The 15,995-nt window shown below is 62.1% G+C and carries 13 protein-coding genes; 10 read left to right on the forward strand and 3 right to left on the reverse strand.

Annotation, left to right across the window (positions count from 1 at the left end):
- Window positions 1-68: 68 nt before the first annotated feature.
- Window positions 69-1,124: a biotin synthase BioB gene (gene bioB, locus CFII68_RS13360; RefSeq protein ID WP_014340550.1), complete on the reverse strand. Its 1,056-nt coding sequence runs from the start codon at window positions 1,122-1,124 to the stop codon at window positions 69-71.
- A 91-nt stretch (window positions 1,125-1,215) separates the two neighbouring features.
- Here bioB and CFII68_RS13355 point away from each other — a divergent pair, with 91 nt between their 5' ends.
- The 5 genes from CFII68_RS13355 to rarD all read left to right on the forward strand — a co-directional run bounded on the left by CFII68_RS13355 (window position 1,216) and on the right by rarD (window position 7,002).
- Complete coding sequence (locus CFII68_RS13355) at window positions 1,216-1,956, forward strand: ComF family protein (protein WP_018607400.1); 741 nt, start codon at window positions 1,216-1,218, stop codon at window positions 1,954-1,956.
- 58 nt (window positions 1,957-2,014) lie between these two features.
- Window positions 2,015-2,779, forward strand: coding sequence for a TOBE domain-containing protein (locus CFII68_RS13350; protein ID WP_018607402.1), 765 nt, complete (start codon window positions 2,015-2,017; stop codon window positions 2,777-2,779).
- A 66-nt stretch (window positions 2,780-2,845) separates the two neighbouring features.
- Window positions 2,846-4,741: a PhoX family phosphatase gene (locus CFII68_RS13345; RefSeq protein ID WP_018607404.1), complete on the forward strand. Its 1,896-nt coding sequence runs from the start codon at window positions 2,846-2,848 to the stop codon at window positions 4,739-4,741.
- 196 nt (window positions 4,742-4,937) lie between these two features.
- On the forward strand, window positions 4,938-5,912 hold the full coding sequence (locus CFII68_RS13340) for a serine/threonine protein kinase (protein ID WP_003206247.1): 975 nt from the start codon (window positions 4,938-4,940) through the stop codon (window positions 5,910-5,912).
- A gap of 202 nt (window positions 5,913-6,114) precedes the next feature.
- Window positions 6,115-7,002: an EamA family transporter RarD gene (rarD, locus tag CFII68_RS13335; RefSeq protein WP_018607406.1), complete on the forward strand. Its 888-nt coding sequence runs from the start codon at window positions 6,115-6,117 to the stop codon at window positions 7,000-7,002.
- Window positions 7,003-7,219: 217 nt separating this feature from the next.
- Here rarD and CFII68_RS13330 read toward each other — a convergent pair whose 3' ends face one another.
- Window positions 7,220-7,738 (reverse strand): glycine cleavage system protein R, encoded by a 519-nt coding sequence (locus tag CFII68_RS13330; protein ID WP_018607409.1) that lies wholly within the window; start codon window positions 7,736-7,738, stop codon window positions 7,220-7,222.
- A 537-nt stretch (window positions 7,739-8,275) separates the two neighbouring features.
- Here CFII68_RS13330 and CFII68_RS13320 point away from each other — a divergent pair.
- Window positions 8,276-10,453, forward strand: a complete 2,178-nt coding sequence (locus tag CFII68_RS13320; RefSeq protein ID WP_018607412.1) for a malate synthase G — start codon at window positions 8,276-8,278, stop codon at window positions 10,451-10,453.
- Between the two features lie 208 nt (window positions 10,454-10,661).
- On the opposite strand, the gene CFII68_RS13315 is transcribed toward CFII68_RS13320, so the two are convergent.
- Window positions 10,662-11,108, reverse strand: coding sequence for a response regulator (locus tag CFII68_RS13315; protein ID WP_003206256.1), 447 nt, complete (start codon window positions 11,106-11,108; stop codon window positions 10,662-10,664).
- 252 nt (window positions 11,109-11,360) lie between these two features.
- Here CFII68_RS13315 and CFII68_RS13310 point away from each other — a divergent pair, with 252 nt between their 5' ends.
- The 4 genes from CFII68_RS13310 to CFII68_RS13295 all read left to right on the forward strand — a co-directional run bounded on the left by CFII68_RS13310 (window position 11,361) and on the right by CFII68_RS13295 (window position 15,738).
- Window positions 11,361-13,301, forward strand: a complete 1,941-nt coding sequence (locus CFII68_RS13310) for a putative nucleotidyltransferase substrate binding domain-containing protein (RefSeq protein ID WP_033062651.1) — start codon at window positions 11,361-11,363, stop codon at window positions 13,299-13,301.
- Window positions 13,298-14,005, forward strand: coding sequence for a PolC-type DNA polymerase III (locus CFII68_RS13305; RefSeq protein ID WP_018607415.1), 708 nt, complete (start codon window positions 13,298-13,300; stop codon window positions 14,003-14,005). The genes CFII68_RS13310 and CFII68_RS13305 overlap by 4 nt, the downstream gene beginning before the upstream one ends.
- A 243-nt stretch (window positions 14,006-14,248) precedes the next feature.
- Window positions 14,249-14,767, forward strand: coding sequence for an RNA polymerase sigma factor (locus CFII68_RS13300; RefSeq protein WP_018607416.1), 519 nt, complete (start codon window positions 14,249-14,251; stop codon window positions 14,765-14,767).
- Window positions 14,764-15,738 carry a FecR domain-containing protein gene (locus tag CFII68_RS13295; protein ID WP_018607418.1) on the forward strand — a complete coding sequence of 325 codons (975 nt, stop codon included), beginning with the start codon at window positions 14,764-14,766 and terminating at the stop codon, window positions 15,736-15,738. Before CFII68_RS13300 ends, CFII68_RS13295 begins: the two co-directional genes overlap by 4 nt.
- Window positions 15,739-15,995: the final 257 nt, after the last annotated feature.

The following is a 15,995-nucleotide window of genomic DNA, read 5'->3' on the forward strand; positions in this document are numbered from 1 at the left end:
GTTATCGTTCATCGCGAGCAAGCTTTGCTCCCACAAAAGCCCGCTCCCACACTTGGTTTTGCGTCAACTCAAACAGCGGCGTTATAGAACTGCTCGCTGCTCTTCTGCTCCACCAGCGCCTGTTCAATCGCCGCCTGGTGCACTTCGTCGGCATGTTCTTCGCGGGCTTCAGGCTGGATACCCAGGCGTGCGAACAATTGCATGTCTTTGTCGGCTTGCGGGTTGGCGGTGGTCAACAGCTTGTCGCCGTAGAAAATCGAGTTGGCACCGGCAAAAAATGCCAGGGCCTGCATCTGCTCGTTCATCGCTTCACGGCCGGCGGACAGGCGCACATGGGACTGGGGCATCATGATCCGCGCCACGGCGAGCATGCGGATGAAATCGAACGGATCGATGTCTTCGGCATTCTCCAGCGGCGTGCCGGCGACTTTGACCAACATGTTGATCGGCACCGATTCCGGGTGCTCCGGCAGGTTCGCCAGTTGGATCAGCAGGTTCGCGCGATCGTCCAGGGACTCGCCCATGCCGAGGATACCGCCGGAGCAGATCTTCATTCCCGAATCACGCACGTAGGCCAGGGTTTGCAGGCGCTCGCTGTAAGTGCGGGTGGTGATGATGCTGCCGTAGAACTCCGGCGAGGTGTCGAGGTTGTGGTTGTAGTAGTCCAGGCCGGCCTGGGCCAGCGCTTCGGTCTGTTCCTGGTCGAGGCGGCCCAGGGTCATGCAGGTTTCCAGCCCCATGGCCTTCACGCCCTTGACCATTTCCAGTACATACGGCATGTCCTTGGCCGACGGATGCTTCCAGGCAGCGCCCATGCAGAAACGGGTCGAACCGATGGCCTTGGCGCGCGCGGCCTCTTCAAGGACCTTCTGCACTTCGAGCAATTTCTCTTTATCCAGGCCGGTGTTGTAGTGACCGGACTGCGGACAATATTTGCAATCTTCCGGGCAAGCGCCGGTCTTGATCGACAGCAGCGTGGAAACCTGGACGCGGTTGGCGTCGAAGTGCGCGCGGTGCACGGTCTGCGCCTGGAACAGCAGGTCATTGAATGGCTGGACGAAGAGTGCTTTGACTTCGGCCAAAGACCAGTCATGACGCAGGTTGGCAGTGGTGCTGGCGCTCATGGGCATTTCCTTGATTTATGCTTGGCTGGCGCCTGGGGCATGGAATACCCACAAGCGCGACACGGATGTTCGGCATATTTAAGGAAGAGTCATGCGCTGTCAACCACGATACAACGGACCGGTTTACATCTGGTTAAAAAACAAACAATTCTGCCTGTTGTGCGGCGAAAGCACCGACACCCCGCAGCCTATCTGCACCCCCTGTGAAAGCGAGCTGCCCTGGCTCGGTGACCAATGCTGCGTCTGCGCCCTGCCGCTGCCCATGGCTGGACTGCGTTGTGGACAATGTGCCTCGCGACCGCCGGCCTTCGAACGGGTCCTGGCGCCCTGGGCCTACGACTTCCCGATCGACAGCCTGATCACCCGTTTCAAGCATCAGGCGAAATGGCCCCTGGGCCGGCTGTTGGGCGAACTGCTGGCGCAGTCGCTGCAACATCATTTCGACGAAGGGCTGGAACGGCCCGACGCACTGGTACCGGTGCCACTGGCGACCCGTCGTTTGCGCCAGCGCGGTTTCAACCAGGCAGCGCTGCTGGCCCGCTGGCTCAGTGGGCCGTTGGCGATCCCTTGCGAAGAACACTTGCTGCGACGCACCCAGGACACCCCCGCCCAACAGGCTCTCGACGCCAAGTCCCGACGGCGAAACCTGCGCCAGGCCTTTGCCCTCGCGCCCCAGGCTGCGTTGCGCAACCGTCACTTGGCGTTGGTCGACGACGTGCTCACCACGGGCGCCACCGCCCAGGCACTGGCTGCCCTGCTGCTCGACGCCGGCGCTGCGCGGGTCGATGTGTACTGCCTGGCTCGCACGCCGAAACCCGGAGAGTCGGCTTGACGGGCCGCGCCCAAGGCGCCAACGTCCGCTCATCGACCTTTGCACGCAGTTTTCCGTCATGTCCTTGCCCACGCTTCTGACCCAGCACATCGTTCGGCGACCACAACGCATCGCCCTGTTGCAGCACATCGCCGAACAAGGCTCGATCACCCGCGCCGCCAAGAGCGCGGGCCTGAGCTACAAGGCGGCGTGGGATGCCATCGATGAGTTGAACAACCTGGCGGACCAACCGTTGGTGGAGCGCAGCGTTGGCGGCAAGGGTGGTGGCGGCGCCAAGCTGTCGGAGGAAGGCCACCGCGTGCTGCGCCTGTATCTGCGCCTGCAAGCGCTGCAGACGCAACTGCTGGAAGCAAGCGAGGATGCCGGCGACCTGGGCCTGCTCAGCCGCTTGATGCTGCGCACCAGCGCCCGTAATCAATTGCATGGCAAGGTCGTGGGCATCGAGGCCCAGGGGCACAACGACCGGGTACGCCTGGAGCTGGCCCGGGGCCTGGTCATCGAAGCCCAGATCACCCACGACAGCACGCTGCGCCTGGAGCTGGATGTCGGCACCGACGTGGTGGCGCTGATCAAGGCTGGCTGGCTGGAATTGCACCCTGTCGAGCAAGCGGAAAAACCGGGGATCAATTCGCTGCGCGGCATGATCGAACAGGTCGACGCCGCCGAAGACGGCCCCAGCGAAGTACGCATCAGCCTGCCCAACGGCCAGACGCTGTGCGCCCTGGCCGACCCGCTTGAGCTACAAAAGCAGCATCTGGAAGGCGGCTCACCGGTGCAAGTGACGTTTTCAGCGACAAATGTGCTGCTCGGCACACCGCTGTAGCGTGTTGCAACAATAGTTTCATCGACCCGCTTTAAGGTGACTGCCAAAACCAGCAGGGAGCCTGAGATGAGCCTATTAGAAGAAAACCAATCCACCGACCTGGAAAAGATCGTCGGCCTGAGCCGTCGAAGCTTCATCAGCGCCGGCGCCCTGTGCGGCGCGGCGATGTTCTTGGGCGGCAACCTGTTGAGTCGCAGCGTCCTGGCCGCCGCCGTGAGCGAAGGCAACAGCCGGCTGCTGGGCTTTAAAAGCATCGCCGCCGCCACGGCCGACACCATCACCCTGCCGCCGGGCTACAAAGCCTCGGTACTGATCAGTTGGGGCCAGCCGCTGCAGAAAAATGCACCGGCGTTCGATCCAAGCGGCAATGGAACAGCCCGCGCACAGGAAATGCAGTTCGGCGACAATAACGACGGCATGAGCCTGTTCGAATTCCCCGGCGACAAAAACCGGGCGCTGATGGCGATCAATAACGAGTACACCAACTACCAATACCTGTTCCCTCACGGCGGCCAGCCACAGTCGGCCGAAGACGTGCGCAAGGCCCAGGCCAGCGAAGGCGTGTCGGTGATCGAAATCCAGCGTCGTCGCGGCCAGTGGCAGTTCGTCCAGGACTCGCGCTACAACCGCAGGATTCACGGCAACACGCCGATTCGCCTGCGTGGTCCTGCAGCCGGGCACGACCTGCTGAAAACCAGTGCCGACAACAGTGGCAAGAAAGTACTCGGCACATTCCAGAACTGCGCCAACGGCATGACCCCGTGGGGCACTTACCTGACCTGCGAAGAAAACTTCACTGACTGCTTCGGCAGCAGCAAGGCGGACCTGCAATTCGATGCGGCACAGAAACGCTATGGCGCCACCGTCGCCAGCAGTGAAATCAATTGGCACTTGCACGATCCGCGTTTCGACCTGGCGAAGAACCCCAACGAACTCAATCGCCACGGCTGGGTGGTGGAAATCGACCCGTTCGACCCGCAATCCACCCCGGTAAAACGCACCGCCCTGGGCCGCTTCAAACATGAAAACGCCGCCCTGGCGCAGACCAATGACGGTCGCGCCGTGGTGTACATGGGCGATGACGAACGCGGCGAGTTCATCTACAAGTTCGTCAGCCGCGAGCGCATCAACCATCGCAATGCCAAGGCCAACCGCAACCTGCTGGACCATGGCACCTTGTACGTGGCGCGCTTCGATGCCGGCGACGGCAACCCGGACCATCCGAAAGGCCAGGGCCAGTGGATCGAGCTGACCCATGGCAAGAACGGTCTGGACGCCAGCAGCGGGTTTGCCGACCAGGCCGAAGTACTCATCCATGCACGCCTGGCCGCCAGCGCCGTTGGCGCTACGCGCATGGACCGCCCGGAGTGGATCGTGGTCAACCCCAAGGATGGGCAGGTTTACTGCACCCTGACCAACAACTCCAAGCGCGGCGACGCCGGCCAACCGGTGGAGGGGCCAAACCCTCGGGCCAAGAACGTCTATGGGCAGATCCTGCGCTGGAAAACCGACCGCGACGATCACGCCTCCAAGACCTTCGCCTGGGACCTGTTCGTGGTCGCCGGCAACCCGACGGTACACGCCGGCACGCCGAAAGCCGGATCGTCCAACATCAACCCGCAGAACATGTTCAACAGCCCCGATGGCCTGGGCTTCGACAACGGCGGGCGGCTGTGGATCCAGACCGACGGCGACTCGAGCAACGCTGGCGACTTCGCGGGCATGGGCAACAACCAGATGCTCTGCGCCGACCCCAACAGTGGTGAAATCCGCCGTTTCATGGTTGGCCCGGTAGGCTGCGAAGTGACCGGCATCAGTTTCGCGCCGGACTACAAGACCCTGTTCGTCGGAATCCAGCATCCCAGCGGCGGTTCAACCTTCCCCGAGCACCTGCCCAACGGCAAGCCGCGGTCTTCGGTAATGGTGATTACCCGGGAAGATGGCGGGGTCATCGGCGCCTGACACTGATCGTTCCCACGCTCTGCGTGGGAATGCAGCCAGGGACGCTCCGCGTCTCCGAAGCGTAACGCGGAGCGTCACATGAGGCGTTCCCACGCAGAGCGTGGGAACGATCACCGACAGCCACCACCTATCTGCCTCTGTCTGCGCTACCATGCTGGGCCGGACGCGGCAGCCCTGCCGCTGCGCAGGAGTCAGCATGTCCCATCCGTTTGAAACCCTCACGCCCGACCTGGTACTCGATGCCGTTGAAAGCATCGGCTTTCTCAGCGACGCCCGCGTGTTGGCCCTCAACAGTTATGAGAACCGCGTCTACCAGGTCGGCATCGAAGATTCCGAGCCGCTGATCGCCAAGTTCTATCGCCCTCAGCGCTGGACCAACGAAGCGATCCTGGAAGAGCACAGCTTTACCTTCGAGCTGGCCGAATACGAAGTGCCCGTGGTCGCGCCACTGATCCACAACGGCACCAGCCTGCACGAACACGCCGGGTTTCGTTTCACCCTGTTCCCCCGTCGCGGCGGCCGTGCACCGGAGCCGGGCAACCTCGATCAGCTCTATCGCCTGGGACAATTGCTCGGGCGCCTGCACGCAGTCGGAGCAACCCGTCCGTTCGAACATCGTGAAGCCCTGGGCGTGAAGAACTTCGGCCACGACTCACTGGCCACCGTGCTGGCAAGCGGCTTCGTCCCTCGTAGCCTGCTGCCGGCCTACGAGTCGGTCGCCCGGGACCTGCTCAAGCGCGTCGAAGAGGTCTACGCCGCCACGCCCCACCAGAACATCCGCATGCACGGCGATTGCCACCCAGGCAACATGATGTGCCGCGACGAGGTGTTCCACATCGTCGACCTGGACGACTGTCGCATGGGCCCGGCGGTGCAGGACCTGTGGATGATGCTCGCCGGCGATCGCCAGGAATGCCTGGGGCAATTGTCGGAATTGATGGACGGCTACCGTGAGTTCCACGACTTCGACCCACGGGAATTGGCGCTGATCGAACCGCTGCGGGCCCTGCGCCTGATGCACTACAGCGCCTGGCTGGCGCGACGCTGGGACGACCCGGCGTTCCCGCGCAGCTTCCCGTGGTTCGGCAGCGAGCGCTACTGGGGCGACCAGGTGCTGGCGTTGCGCGAGCAACTGGCGGCGCTCAATGAAGAGCCGTTGAAGCTGTTCTGATGTCCCGCAGAGCCACCCTGTGGGAGCGGGCTTGCTCGCGAAAGCGTTAAGTCTGGCAAAGTTGTGCTGCCAGGCACGCCGCCTTCGCGAGCAAGCCCGCTCCCACAGGGGGGCTGCGGTGATTGTGCACAAGGTTCACAGCACAACCAGACAAATCTCCTTACAATCACTCCTTTGTTAGCTGCCTAAGCAAGGATTCTGCATGCAAGCCGCCAACCCGCGTCGCGGGTACATCCTGGGCCTGAGCGCCTACATCATCTGGGGTCTGTTCCCGATCTACTTCAAGGCTATCGCCAGTGTGCCGTCGGTGGAGATCATCATCCACCGGGTGCTGTGGTCGGCCTTGTTCGGCGCGGCGTTGCTGATGGTCTGGAAACACCCGGGCTGGTGGCGCGAACTGCGGGACAACCCACAGCGCCTGGCGATCCTCGCCCTGAGCGGGACGCTGATCGCAGCCAACTGGCTGACCTACGTCTGGGCGGTGAACAACGAGCGTATGCTCGAAGCCAGCCTGGGTTACTACATCAACCCGCTGGTGAATGTATTGCTGGGCATGTTGATCCTCGGCGAGCGCCTGCGCCGCATGCAATGGCTGGCGGTGGGGTTGGCGGCGGTCGGTGTGGCGCAGCAGGTCTGGCAAGTGGGCAGCCTGCCGTGGGTGTCGCTGGTGCTGGCGCTGACCTTCGGTTTCTATGGGTTGATCCGTAAGCAGGCACCGGTCAAGGCGTTGCCGGGGCTGGTGGTGGAAACCTGGATGCTGGTGCCGATCGCCATCGCCTGGTTGCTGTTCAATCCCACGGCCACCAGTGCCCAGGCGGCATTCTGGACCACCTCCGAAGCCTGGTGGCTGGTAGCGGCCGGCCCCGTGACGCTGGTGCCGTTGGTGTGTTTCAACGCCGCAACACGGCATTTGCCCTACACCACCATCGGTTTTCTCCAGTACGTCGCGCCGACGCTGGTGCTGCTGCTCGCCGTGATGCTGTTCGGTGAGCACCTGTCGTCCAGCACACTGGTGGCGTTCCTGTTTATCTGGGCCGGGCTGGCGGTGTACAGCGTCGATGCCGTGATCAGCATGCGTCGGCGCAGCTGATCAAAAAACGCACAAACCTCTACAGGCCACGTCTGGCGTGGCCTGCGCTCATCCTTCCCAAGGTTATCCACAGCGTGATCCCCGCCGTTTGTGCACAACCCCTTGAAAACTGGTGATTTTTTGATCATCGACCGCTAAGCCCCGGCGAGCCTGGGCTGGAGCCGGGTCTCTACAGGTTATCCACAGGCAGGCGCAGTTTTTCCTTGGATAACCTTCATCACGCTTCGTCGCTGAGCTTGAGCTCCACCATCAACTCATCGGCCAGGGTCTCCAGGCGTTCCTGCAACGTCTCCAGCGACAGGGTCAACGGCACCCCCAGGATCGCTTCGGCATGAAACAGCAACTCGCTGCTCATCGGCGCCGGCCGAACATCGGTCACCAAGCGCTCAACGTTCACTCCCTGTTCACTCAACAACCGGGTAATGTCACGCACGATGCCGGGACGATCATTGCCTACCAGTTCCATGGCAATGGGTTTCCAGGTGCAGGCTTCTTCAAGGCCGCCCTCAGCGATCAACACACGAATGCCATGGGCCGAAAGCCCCTGCAAGGCTTCGATCAGTGCCTCATGGGCCTCGGCCGGGGCGCTGATTCGCAGGATCCCGGCAAACTGCCCGGCCAGGTGCGACATGCGGCTTTCCAGCCAGTTACCACCATGCTCGGCGATGCAATCGGCAATGCGCTCGACCTGCCCGGGCTTGTCCGGGGCGAAAACAGTAATGACAAGGTGGTCCATGGCGCAGTCCTCTTGTTGGGGAAGGGACAGTATAGGCAGGTGATCGCGAGCAGACTGTGGCCTAAAGATTTATACCTTCCCCCTGTGGGAGCAAAGCTTGCTCGCGATGAAAACAACCCGGTCCTTCTGAAACCAAGGCGCCTGTATCGCGAGCAAGCTTTGCTCCTACAGGATGACACCAGAGATATCGTGTACAAACCTCAAGATTTATCTGGAACAATCTATCTGTTTTTTGAGAACATCCCGTGTCTCGACGTGACCGTAACACTTTAGTCGGTCGCGGAACGACGCAATTAGTCTAATTTTCACAACCGCAATTGATCATGTAGTATGCCGCAGCGAGCACTACATAACGTTGTACCGATGTCTGCTTAAGGCGCAGTCGCATCCCTGAAAAGCCCCGTCAGCAAGGCTTAACACCCAGCCGCCAGCGATGGCATGTACTGGTTCCGGGGTTTGTGCTTTAAATGGCCCGAGGCTTCATTGTCAAAATCGAAGAGCTGAAAAGCGAAATAGCTGAGCAGAGTGAGGCAAGCAATGACTGAACACGTTCAAGTCGGTGGCCTGCAGGTCGCCAAAGTCCTGTTCGACTTCGTGAATAACGAAGCCATTCCCGGAACCGGCCTCACCGCCGACGCGTTCTGGGCCGGTGCCGACAAGGTCATCCACGACCTGGCGCCGAAGAACAAAGCCCTACTCGCCAAACGCGATGATTTCCAGGCGCGGATCGATGCCTGGCACCAGGCCCGTGCCGGCCAGGCCCACGACGCCGTGGCTTACAAAGCCTTCCTGCAAGACATTGGATACCTGCTGCCAGAAGCGGCGGATTTCCAGGCTACGACCCAAAACGTCGACGATGAAATCGCCCGCATGGCCGGCCCGCAGCTGGTGGTGCCGGTGATGAACGCCCGCTTCGCCCTCAACGCATCGAACGCCCGCTGGGGTTCGCTGTATGACGCGCTGTACGGCACCGACGCCATCAGCGAAGCCGATGGAGCGGAAAAAGGCAAAGGCTACAACAAGGTCCGCGGCGACAAGGTCATCGCCTTCGCCCGTGCCTTCCTCGACGAAGCCGCGCCCCTGGCGGCCGGCTCCCATGTCGACTCCACCGCTTACAAAATCGTCGACGGCAAACTGGTGGTCACCCTCAAGGGCGGCAGCAACAGCGGCCTGCGTGACGATGCCCAGTTGATCGGCTTCCAGGGCGATGCCTCGGCACCGACCACCGTGCTGTTGAAACACAACGGCCTGCACTTCGAAATCCAGATCGATGCCAGCACCCCGGTCGGCCAGACCGACGCCGCCGGCGTCAAAGACATCCTGATGGAAGCCGCGCTGACCACCATCATGGACTGCGAAGACTCGGTCGCCGCCGTCGATGCCGATGACAAAGTGGTGATCTACCGCAACTGGCTCGGCCTGATGAAGGGCGATCTGGCTGAAGAAGTCGCCAAAGGCGGCCAGACATTCACCCGCACCATGAACCCCGACCGTGTCTACACCGCCGTCGACGGTTCGAGCGTGACCCTGCACGGCCGCTCGCTGTTGTTCGTGCGTAACGTCGGCCACCTGATGACCATCGACGCGATCCTGGACCAGCACGGCAACGAAGTGCCGGAAGGCATTCTCGATGGCCTGATCACCAGCCTGGCAGCGATCCACAGCCTCAACGGCAACACCAGCCGTCGCAACAGCCGCACCGGCTCGGTGTACATCGTCAAGCCGAAGATGCACGGCCCGGACGAAGCCGCGTTCACCAACGAGCTGTTCGGTCGTGTCGAAGACGTGCTGAACCTGCCGCGCAATACCCTCAAGGTCGGGATCATGGACGAGGAGCGCCGTACCACGGTCAACCTCAAGGCCTGCATCAAGGCCGCCAGCGAGCGCGTGGTGTTCATCAACACCGGCTTCCTCGACCGTACCGGCGATGAAATCCACACCTCCATGGAAGCCGGCCCGATGGTGCGCAAGGCCGACATGAAAGCCGAGAAGTGGATCGGCGCGTATGAGAACTGGAACGTCGACATCGGCTTGAGCACCGGCCTGCAAGGTCGCGCACAAATCGGCAAGGGCATGTGGGCCATGCCGGACCTGATGGCGGCGATGCTCGAACAGAAAATCGCTCATCCGCTGGCCGGCGCCAACACCGCCTGGGTTCCCTCGCCGACCGCCGCGGCCCTGCACGCGCTGCATTACCACAAGGTCGACGTGTTCGCTCGCCAGGCCGAGCTGGCCAAGCGCGCCAGCGCATCGGTGGACGACATCCTGACCATCCCGCTGGCCGTCAACCCGAACTGGACACCGGAGCAGATCAAGAACGAACTGGACAACAATGCCCAGGGCATCCTTGGTTACGTGGTGCGCTGGATCGACCAGGGCGTGGGCTGCTCCAAGGTGCCGGACATCAACGACATCGGCCTGATGGAAGACCGTGCGACGCTGCGTATCTCCAGCCAGCACATCGCCAACTGGCTGCGCCACGGCATCGTCACGCAAGACCAGGTGATGGAAAGCCTCAAGCGCATGGCCCCGGTGGTCGACCGCCAGAACGCCAGCGACCCGCTGTACCGTCCGCTGGCACCGGACTTCGACCGCAACATCGCCTTCCAGGCGGCGGTCGAGTTGGTGATCGAAGGCACGAAGCAGCCCAACGGCTACACCGAGCCGGTGCTGCACCGTCGTCGTCGTGAGTTCAAGGCCGCCAATGGGTTGTGATTGAGCGGCAGACGCGGCACAAAAAAAGCCCTGATCGAAAGATCAGGGCTTTTTTATTGCAAAATCACCAAGCATCTGGCTGATGCTTGAGTCATTGCGGCAAGGGGATTTATCTGTGGGAGCAAGGCTTGCCCGCGATGAGGGCCGCGCGGTCCTTGGTGAACCGAGGCGCCTGCATCGCGGGCAAGCCTTGCTCCCACAGACAATCTTAGAGATCCATCCCCAACTCATGCTTGACCAACCCCAGCAGCTTGTCGGTATCGATCGGCTTGAGCAAAAAGTCCACCACGCTCAGGTGCATGGCTTCGATGGCGTCCTTCACGTCGGCATCGCCCGACACGATGATGATCGGCAGCGCCGCCCGCGGAGACTCGCGCACCAGGCGGATCAGCTCCAGGCCATCGACATTGCCCATGCGCAGGTCGGTGATCAACAGGCCAATCGATGGCTTGGTTTCCAGCATCTTGAGTGCCGTTTCACCACTGGCGGCGGTCATGCAGTGAATCCCGTCCAACGCCAGGATCTCCGACAGCAGCTCACGAGCGTCCTTGTCGTCATCGACGATCAAGACGCGCTGCGGCGGCAAGTCAGGTTCCAGCATGACGGCACTCAGCGCCTCGCGCTCGGCGTCACTCAAAATATCGTGGTCGGACATGGTGCTCTCTACGTTCTTTAAATCGATCCCCTGGCACAGTGGTCAGACATCGTTCTGCGGCGCTTCAATGTGCACTTCGTCGGATTTTTTTCCAAGAACATTCAATGAAGATTTTTCCGACGCCTTGCGTAGGATTTTTCCGTAAGCCCTCCCCTGTGCAGCGACCTAGACTTACGTCCAATGGGCACCCCGCGCTGAGGGGCCGACCATGGGAGAACGGATCGACCACAACAATTCAAAAAAGACTGCGTAATGGTTATGAAAAAAGCGGACGCCTTCACCCAGGCAGGGAAAACCGCGGTGTTGCAAAACATCCAGGGGACACTGCAGTTTCTCCAGCGTTTCCCACCGTTCAACCAGATGGAAAACGCCCACCTGGCCTATCTGGTGGAGCAATGCCTGCTGCGTTTTTATGCGCCGGGCGAAACCATCATCAAACCAGCCGACGGCCCGGTGGAGCACTTTTACATCGTCAAGCAAGGCAGGGTGATAGGCGAACGTCCGCATTCGGCCAAGGGTGGCACCGAAACCACCTTCGAAATCACCACCGGCGAATGTTTCCCCCTCGCCGCGCTACTGGGCGAACGAGCCACGCGCACCGAGCACCGGGCCGGCGAAGACACGTTCTGCCTCCAACTGAACAAACAGGCCTTCATCAAGCTGTTCGCCCTGTCCGGCCCGTTTCGCGACTTCGCCCTGCGTGGGGTCAGCAGCTTGCTCGACCAGGTCAATCAGCAGGTCCAGCAGAAGTCCGCGCAAACCCTGGGCACCCAGTACTCCCTCAACACCCGGCTGGGCGAACTGGCGATGCGCCATCCGGTGAGTTGCAGCCCGGACACGCCGCTGCGCGAAGCCGTGAAGCTGATGCACGAACAGCAGGTCGGCAGTATCGTGGTGGTGAATGAGCAGAAAGTCCCGGTGGGAATTTTCACCTTGCGCGACCTGCGGCACGTGGTGGCCGATGGGGACGGGGATTTTTCCCAGGCCATCGTCGGACACATGACCCAGGCACCGTTTTTTCTCTCGCCGGACCACAGCGCCTTCGACGCGGCCATCGCCATGACCGAACGGCACATCGCCCATGTCTGCCTGGTCAAGGACCATCGCCTGTGTGGCGTGGTGTCGGAGCGCGATCTGTTTTCCCTGCAACGGGTCGACCTGGTGCACCTGGCCCGGACCATTCGCAACGCGCCAAAGGTGGAGAATCTGGTGGCCCTGCGCGGTGAAATTGGCCAACTGGTGGAGCGCATGCTGGCCCACGGCGCGTCGTCGACCCAGATTACCCACATCATCACCCTGCTCAACGACCACACCGTGAGCCGGGTCATCGAACTGACCCTGGCCGACAAGGGCGACCCGGGGGTGCCGTTCAGTTGGTTGTGTTTCGGCAGTGAAGGCCGGCGCGAGCAAACCCTGCACACCGACCAGGACAACGGCATTTTGTTCGAGGCCCGGGACGCCGCCCATGCCGCGCAGATCCGCGGTCTGCTGCTGCCCATCGCCCAACAGATCAACCAGAGCCTGGCCTTGTGCGGCTTCACCTTGTGCAAGGGCAACATCATGGCCGGCAACCCCGAGCTGTGTTTGTCCCGTGCCGAATGGGCCCGGCGCTTCGCGGCATTCATTCGCGAAGCGACCCCGGAAAACCTGCTGGGCTCGAGCATCTATTTCGACCTGCGGGTGGTCTGGGGCGATGAGCAAGGCTGCGAGCAGCTGCGCCGGCAGATCCTCGACCAAGTGGCCGACAACCGTTTGTTCCAGCGCATGATGGCCGACAACGCGCTGCGTCATCGCCCACCCGTGGGACGTTTCAGGGACTTCGTGCTCAGCCGCAAGAATGGCGAAAAGGCGACCTTGGACTTGAAAGTGCAGGGCCTGACGCCCTTCGTCGACGGCGCCCGTCTGCTGGCGCTGGCCAACGGCATCGAAGTCAACAATACCTTGGAACGCTTGCGGCAATTGGTCGTCAAGGAAGTGATCGAACCGCTCGATGGCGCCGCCTATGAAGAGGCCTATCACTTCATCCAGCAGACCCGCATGCAGCAGCACCAACTGCAAACCCGCGAGAACCTGCCCTACTCCAACCGCGTCGACCCCGACAGCCTCAACCATCTGGACCGACGCATCCTGCGCGAATCCCTGCGCCAGGCCCAACGCCTGCAAAGCAGCCTGACCGTGAGGTATCAGCTGTGAGCATTTTTTCCTGGTTGCGCCCAGCCCAACCCATGTTGCCCGAAGAAATACAAAGGCGCCTGGAACGCCTGCCGACGGCTTCAGCCTTGGGTGAATGCGACCTGCGGGAACAACGCTGGGTCGTGCTGGACCTGGAAACCACCGGGTTGAACCTGAACAAGGACCAGGTGCTGTCCATCGGCGCGGTGGTCATCGAAGACGGCGCCATCGACTTCAGCCAGCAGTTCGAACGCACCCTGCAATGCGATAAGCAGAAACTCGGGCCGAGTGTGTTGATCCATGGCCTGGCACCCAGCGCCATCGCCGCCGGCAGCGACCCGGCCGAGGCGCTGCTGGCGTTCATGGAGTTCGTCGGCGACAGTCCGCTGCTGGCTTTTCACGCGCCGTTCGATTCGCACATGCTCGGGCGCGCCTTGAAAGACTACCTGGGCTATCGCCTGCAGCATTCATTCCTCGACGTGGCGGACCTGGCCCCGATGCTTTGCCCGCAAGCCCATCTGCGCAAGTCAGGCCTGGACGAGTGGATCGACTGGTTCAAGCTGCAAGTCTTCGACCGCCACAACGCCAGCGCCGACGCCCTGGCCACGGCGGAACTGGCGCTGATCCTGTTCAGCCGCGCCCGCCAGCAACAGATCCACAGCCCACTTGACCTGCAACAGCGCCTGAGCCACTGGAAACGGCGGCAGCAGGCGCCTTCGCTCTAAACCCTCTGCTCCGCGGGTGGTTCACCTGTGGGAGCAAGGCTTGCCCGCGATGGCATCGCCTGGTTTGACAGCCAAACCGAGTCGCCTGCATCGCGGGCAAGCCTTGCTCCCACAGACCTACTTGGGCCCACAGACTTATTTGGGCCCACAGATCGGGTCCCGACCAGCGCCAATTGCTTTCCCGCCTCCGCCTCTGCCACAATCGCGAACAATTCTCGTTACTTAAAACGTCGGTGATGCTAGGTGTCGTCAGTCCCCACCCCCCACAGTGATTTGGTTGGTGCGTTGTACCGCGACCATCGCGCTTGGCTATTGGCCTGGCTGCGACGCAACGTGGCGTGTGCGCACCGGGCCGAGGACCTGAGCCAGGACACCTTTGTGCGCTTGCTGGGTCGCGAGGAACTGAAGGCGCCCCGCGAACCACGGGCATTTCTGGTGGCCATCGCCAAGGGCCTGCTGTTCGATTATTTCCGTCGAGCGGCATTGGAGCAGGCCTACCTCACCGAACTGATGCTGATCCCCGAGGCCGAGCAGCCCTCGGTGGAAGAACAGCAAATCATCCTCGAAGACCTCAAGGCCATCGACCGCCTGCTCGGCAAACTGTCGAGCAAGGCCCGCGCAGCCTTCCTCTATAACCGCCTCGACGGCCTCGGCCACGCCGAAATCGCCGAGCGCCTGGGGGTTTCGGTGCCGCGCGTACGGCAATACCTGGCCCAAGGCATCCGACAGTGCTACATCGCACTTTATGGTGAGCCGACATGAGCCAGGCCCATGCCAAACCGGTCTCGGCCAGCGTGCTGGATGCCGCCATTGCCTGGCAGTTGTCCCTGGACTCGAGCAGCGCCCAGGAGCGTGAAGCCTTCGCCCAATGGCATGCCGCCGACGAAGAACACGCCCGGGCCTGGCGACAGCTGGGCATGCTTGACCAGCGCTTCAGTGTGGCCACCGGACCGGCGCGCGCCGCGTTGCTGCAATCGCGGGTCAGCATACGCCGGCGGATACGCAAGGTCGGCAGCGGCCTGGCCAGTGTTGTCGCGGTCATCGGCCTGGCGCTGTTTGCCGGCGATCGTTACCTGCCGCTGGATTACTGGCTGGCCGATCAGCGCACCGCGACAGGCGAACAGCGCACCCTGCGCCTGGCCGACGGCACGCTGATCAACCTCAACACCCACAGTGCCCTGGACGTGCGTTTCGATGACAAGCAGCGCCGCATCGTCCTGCAGGAAGGTGAGATCCTGGTGGAAACCGGTCACGACGACCCGCGTCCGTTCATCGTCGAGACCCGCGAAGGCAGCCTGCGCGCCTTGGGCACACGGTTCCTGGTCAAGCGTGAAGACGAAGGCACGCGCCTGAGCGTGTTGAAATCCGCTGTGGCGGCGCATCCCCAGGCCACGGACAAGGAACTGATCCTGCGCGAAGGCCAACAAGTGCTGATGCACCGCGACGGCCTCGGGCCGACCATTGCCCTGAACCCCGGCGCCGATGCCTGGACCCGCGGCATGCTGGTGGTGGACAACGCGCGCCTTGAAGACCTGGTCCACGAATTGGGACGTTACCGGCGCGGCTACCTGGGCGTCGAGCCACAAGTGGCAGACCTGCGCATCACCGGCAGTTTCCCGCTGCACGACACCGACCTGGCCCTGACGGCCCTGCTGCCGAGCTTGCCGGTGCAGATCGAGCATCACACGCGGTGGTGGGTGGTGGTGGGGCCAAGCACCGCGCCGAAACCCTGAGAGATCTTTTCTCAGATAAGCCGCCTTCGCGAGCAAGCCCGCTCCCACAGGGGAATGCGGACTCCTGTGGGAGCGGGCTTGCTCGCGAAGAGGCCTGTTGCCTCAGCACAAAACCAGGCTGGATGCCCCAACCCGCAAAACGAATCTAAATTATTTTCATCCACCCCTATCACTTTTCAATTTTCATCCGGCACCCAGGCAATTGAGAAATATTTCCATTCAGGAGCCGCCGTATGTCCCGCCCGCTAGACACCCTG

The organism is Pseudomonas sp. CFII68, from assembly GCF_000416195.1.
In the GTDB taxonomy this organism is placed as follows: Bacteria; Pseudomonadota; Gammaproteobacteria; order Pseudomonadales; family Pseudomonadaceae; genus Aquipseudomonas; species Aquipseudomonas kilonensis.

Coding starts and splice junctions, on each gene's coding strand:
- bioB (WP_014340550.1), bottom strand. CDS start 1,124: ATGAGCGCCAGCACCACTGCCAACCTGCGTCATGACTGGTCTTTGGCC.
- CFII68_RS13355 (WP_018607400.1), top strand. CDS start 1,216: ATGCGCTGTCAACCACGATACAACGGACCGGTTTACATCTGGTTAAAA.
- CFII68_RS13350 (WP_018607402.1), top strand. CDS start 2,015: ATGTCCTTGCCCACGCTTCTGACCCAGCACATCGTTCGGCGACCACAA.
- CFII68_RS13345 (WP_018607404.1), top strand. CDS start 2,846: ATGAGCCTATTAGAAGAAAACCAATCCACCGACCTGGAAAAGATCGTC.
- CFII68_RS13340 (WP_003206247.1), top strand. CDS start 4,938: ATGTCCCATCCGTTTGAAACCCTCACGCCCGACCTGGTACTCGATGCC.
- rarD (WP_018607406.1), top strand. CDS start 6,115: ATGCAAGCCGCCAACCCGCGTCGCGGGTACATCCTGGGCCTGAGCGCC.
- CFII68_RS13330 (WP_018607409.1), bottom strand. CDS start 7,738: ATGGACCACCTTGTCATTACTGTTTTCGCCCCGGACAAGCCCGGGCAG.
- CFII68_RS13320 (WP_018607412.1), top strand. CDS start 8,276: ATGACTGAACACGTTCAAGTCGGTGGCCTGCAGGTCGCCAAAGTCCTG.
- CFII68_RS13315 (WP_003206256.1), bottom strand. CDS start 11,108: ATGTCCGACCACGATATTTTGAGTGACGCCGAGCGCGAGGCGCTGAGT.
- CFII68_RS13310 (WP_033062651.1), top strand. CDS start 11,361: ATGGTTATGAAAAAAGCGGACGCCTTCACCCAGGCAGGGAAAACCGCG.
- CFII68_RS13295 (WP_018607418.1), top strand. CDS start 14,764: ATGAGCCAGGCCCATGCCAAACCGGTCTCGGCCAGCGTGCTGGATGCC.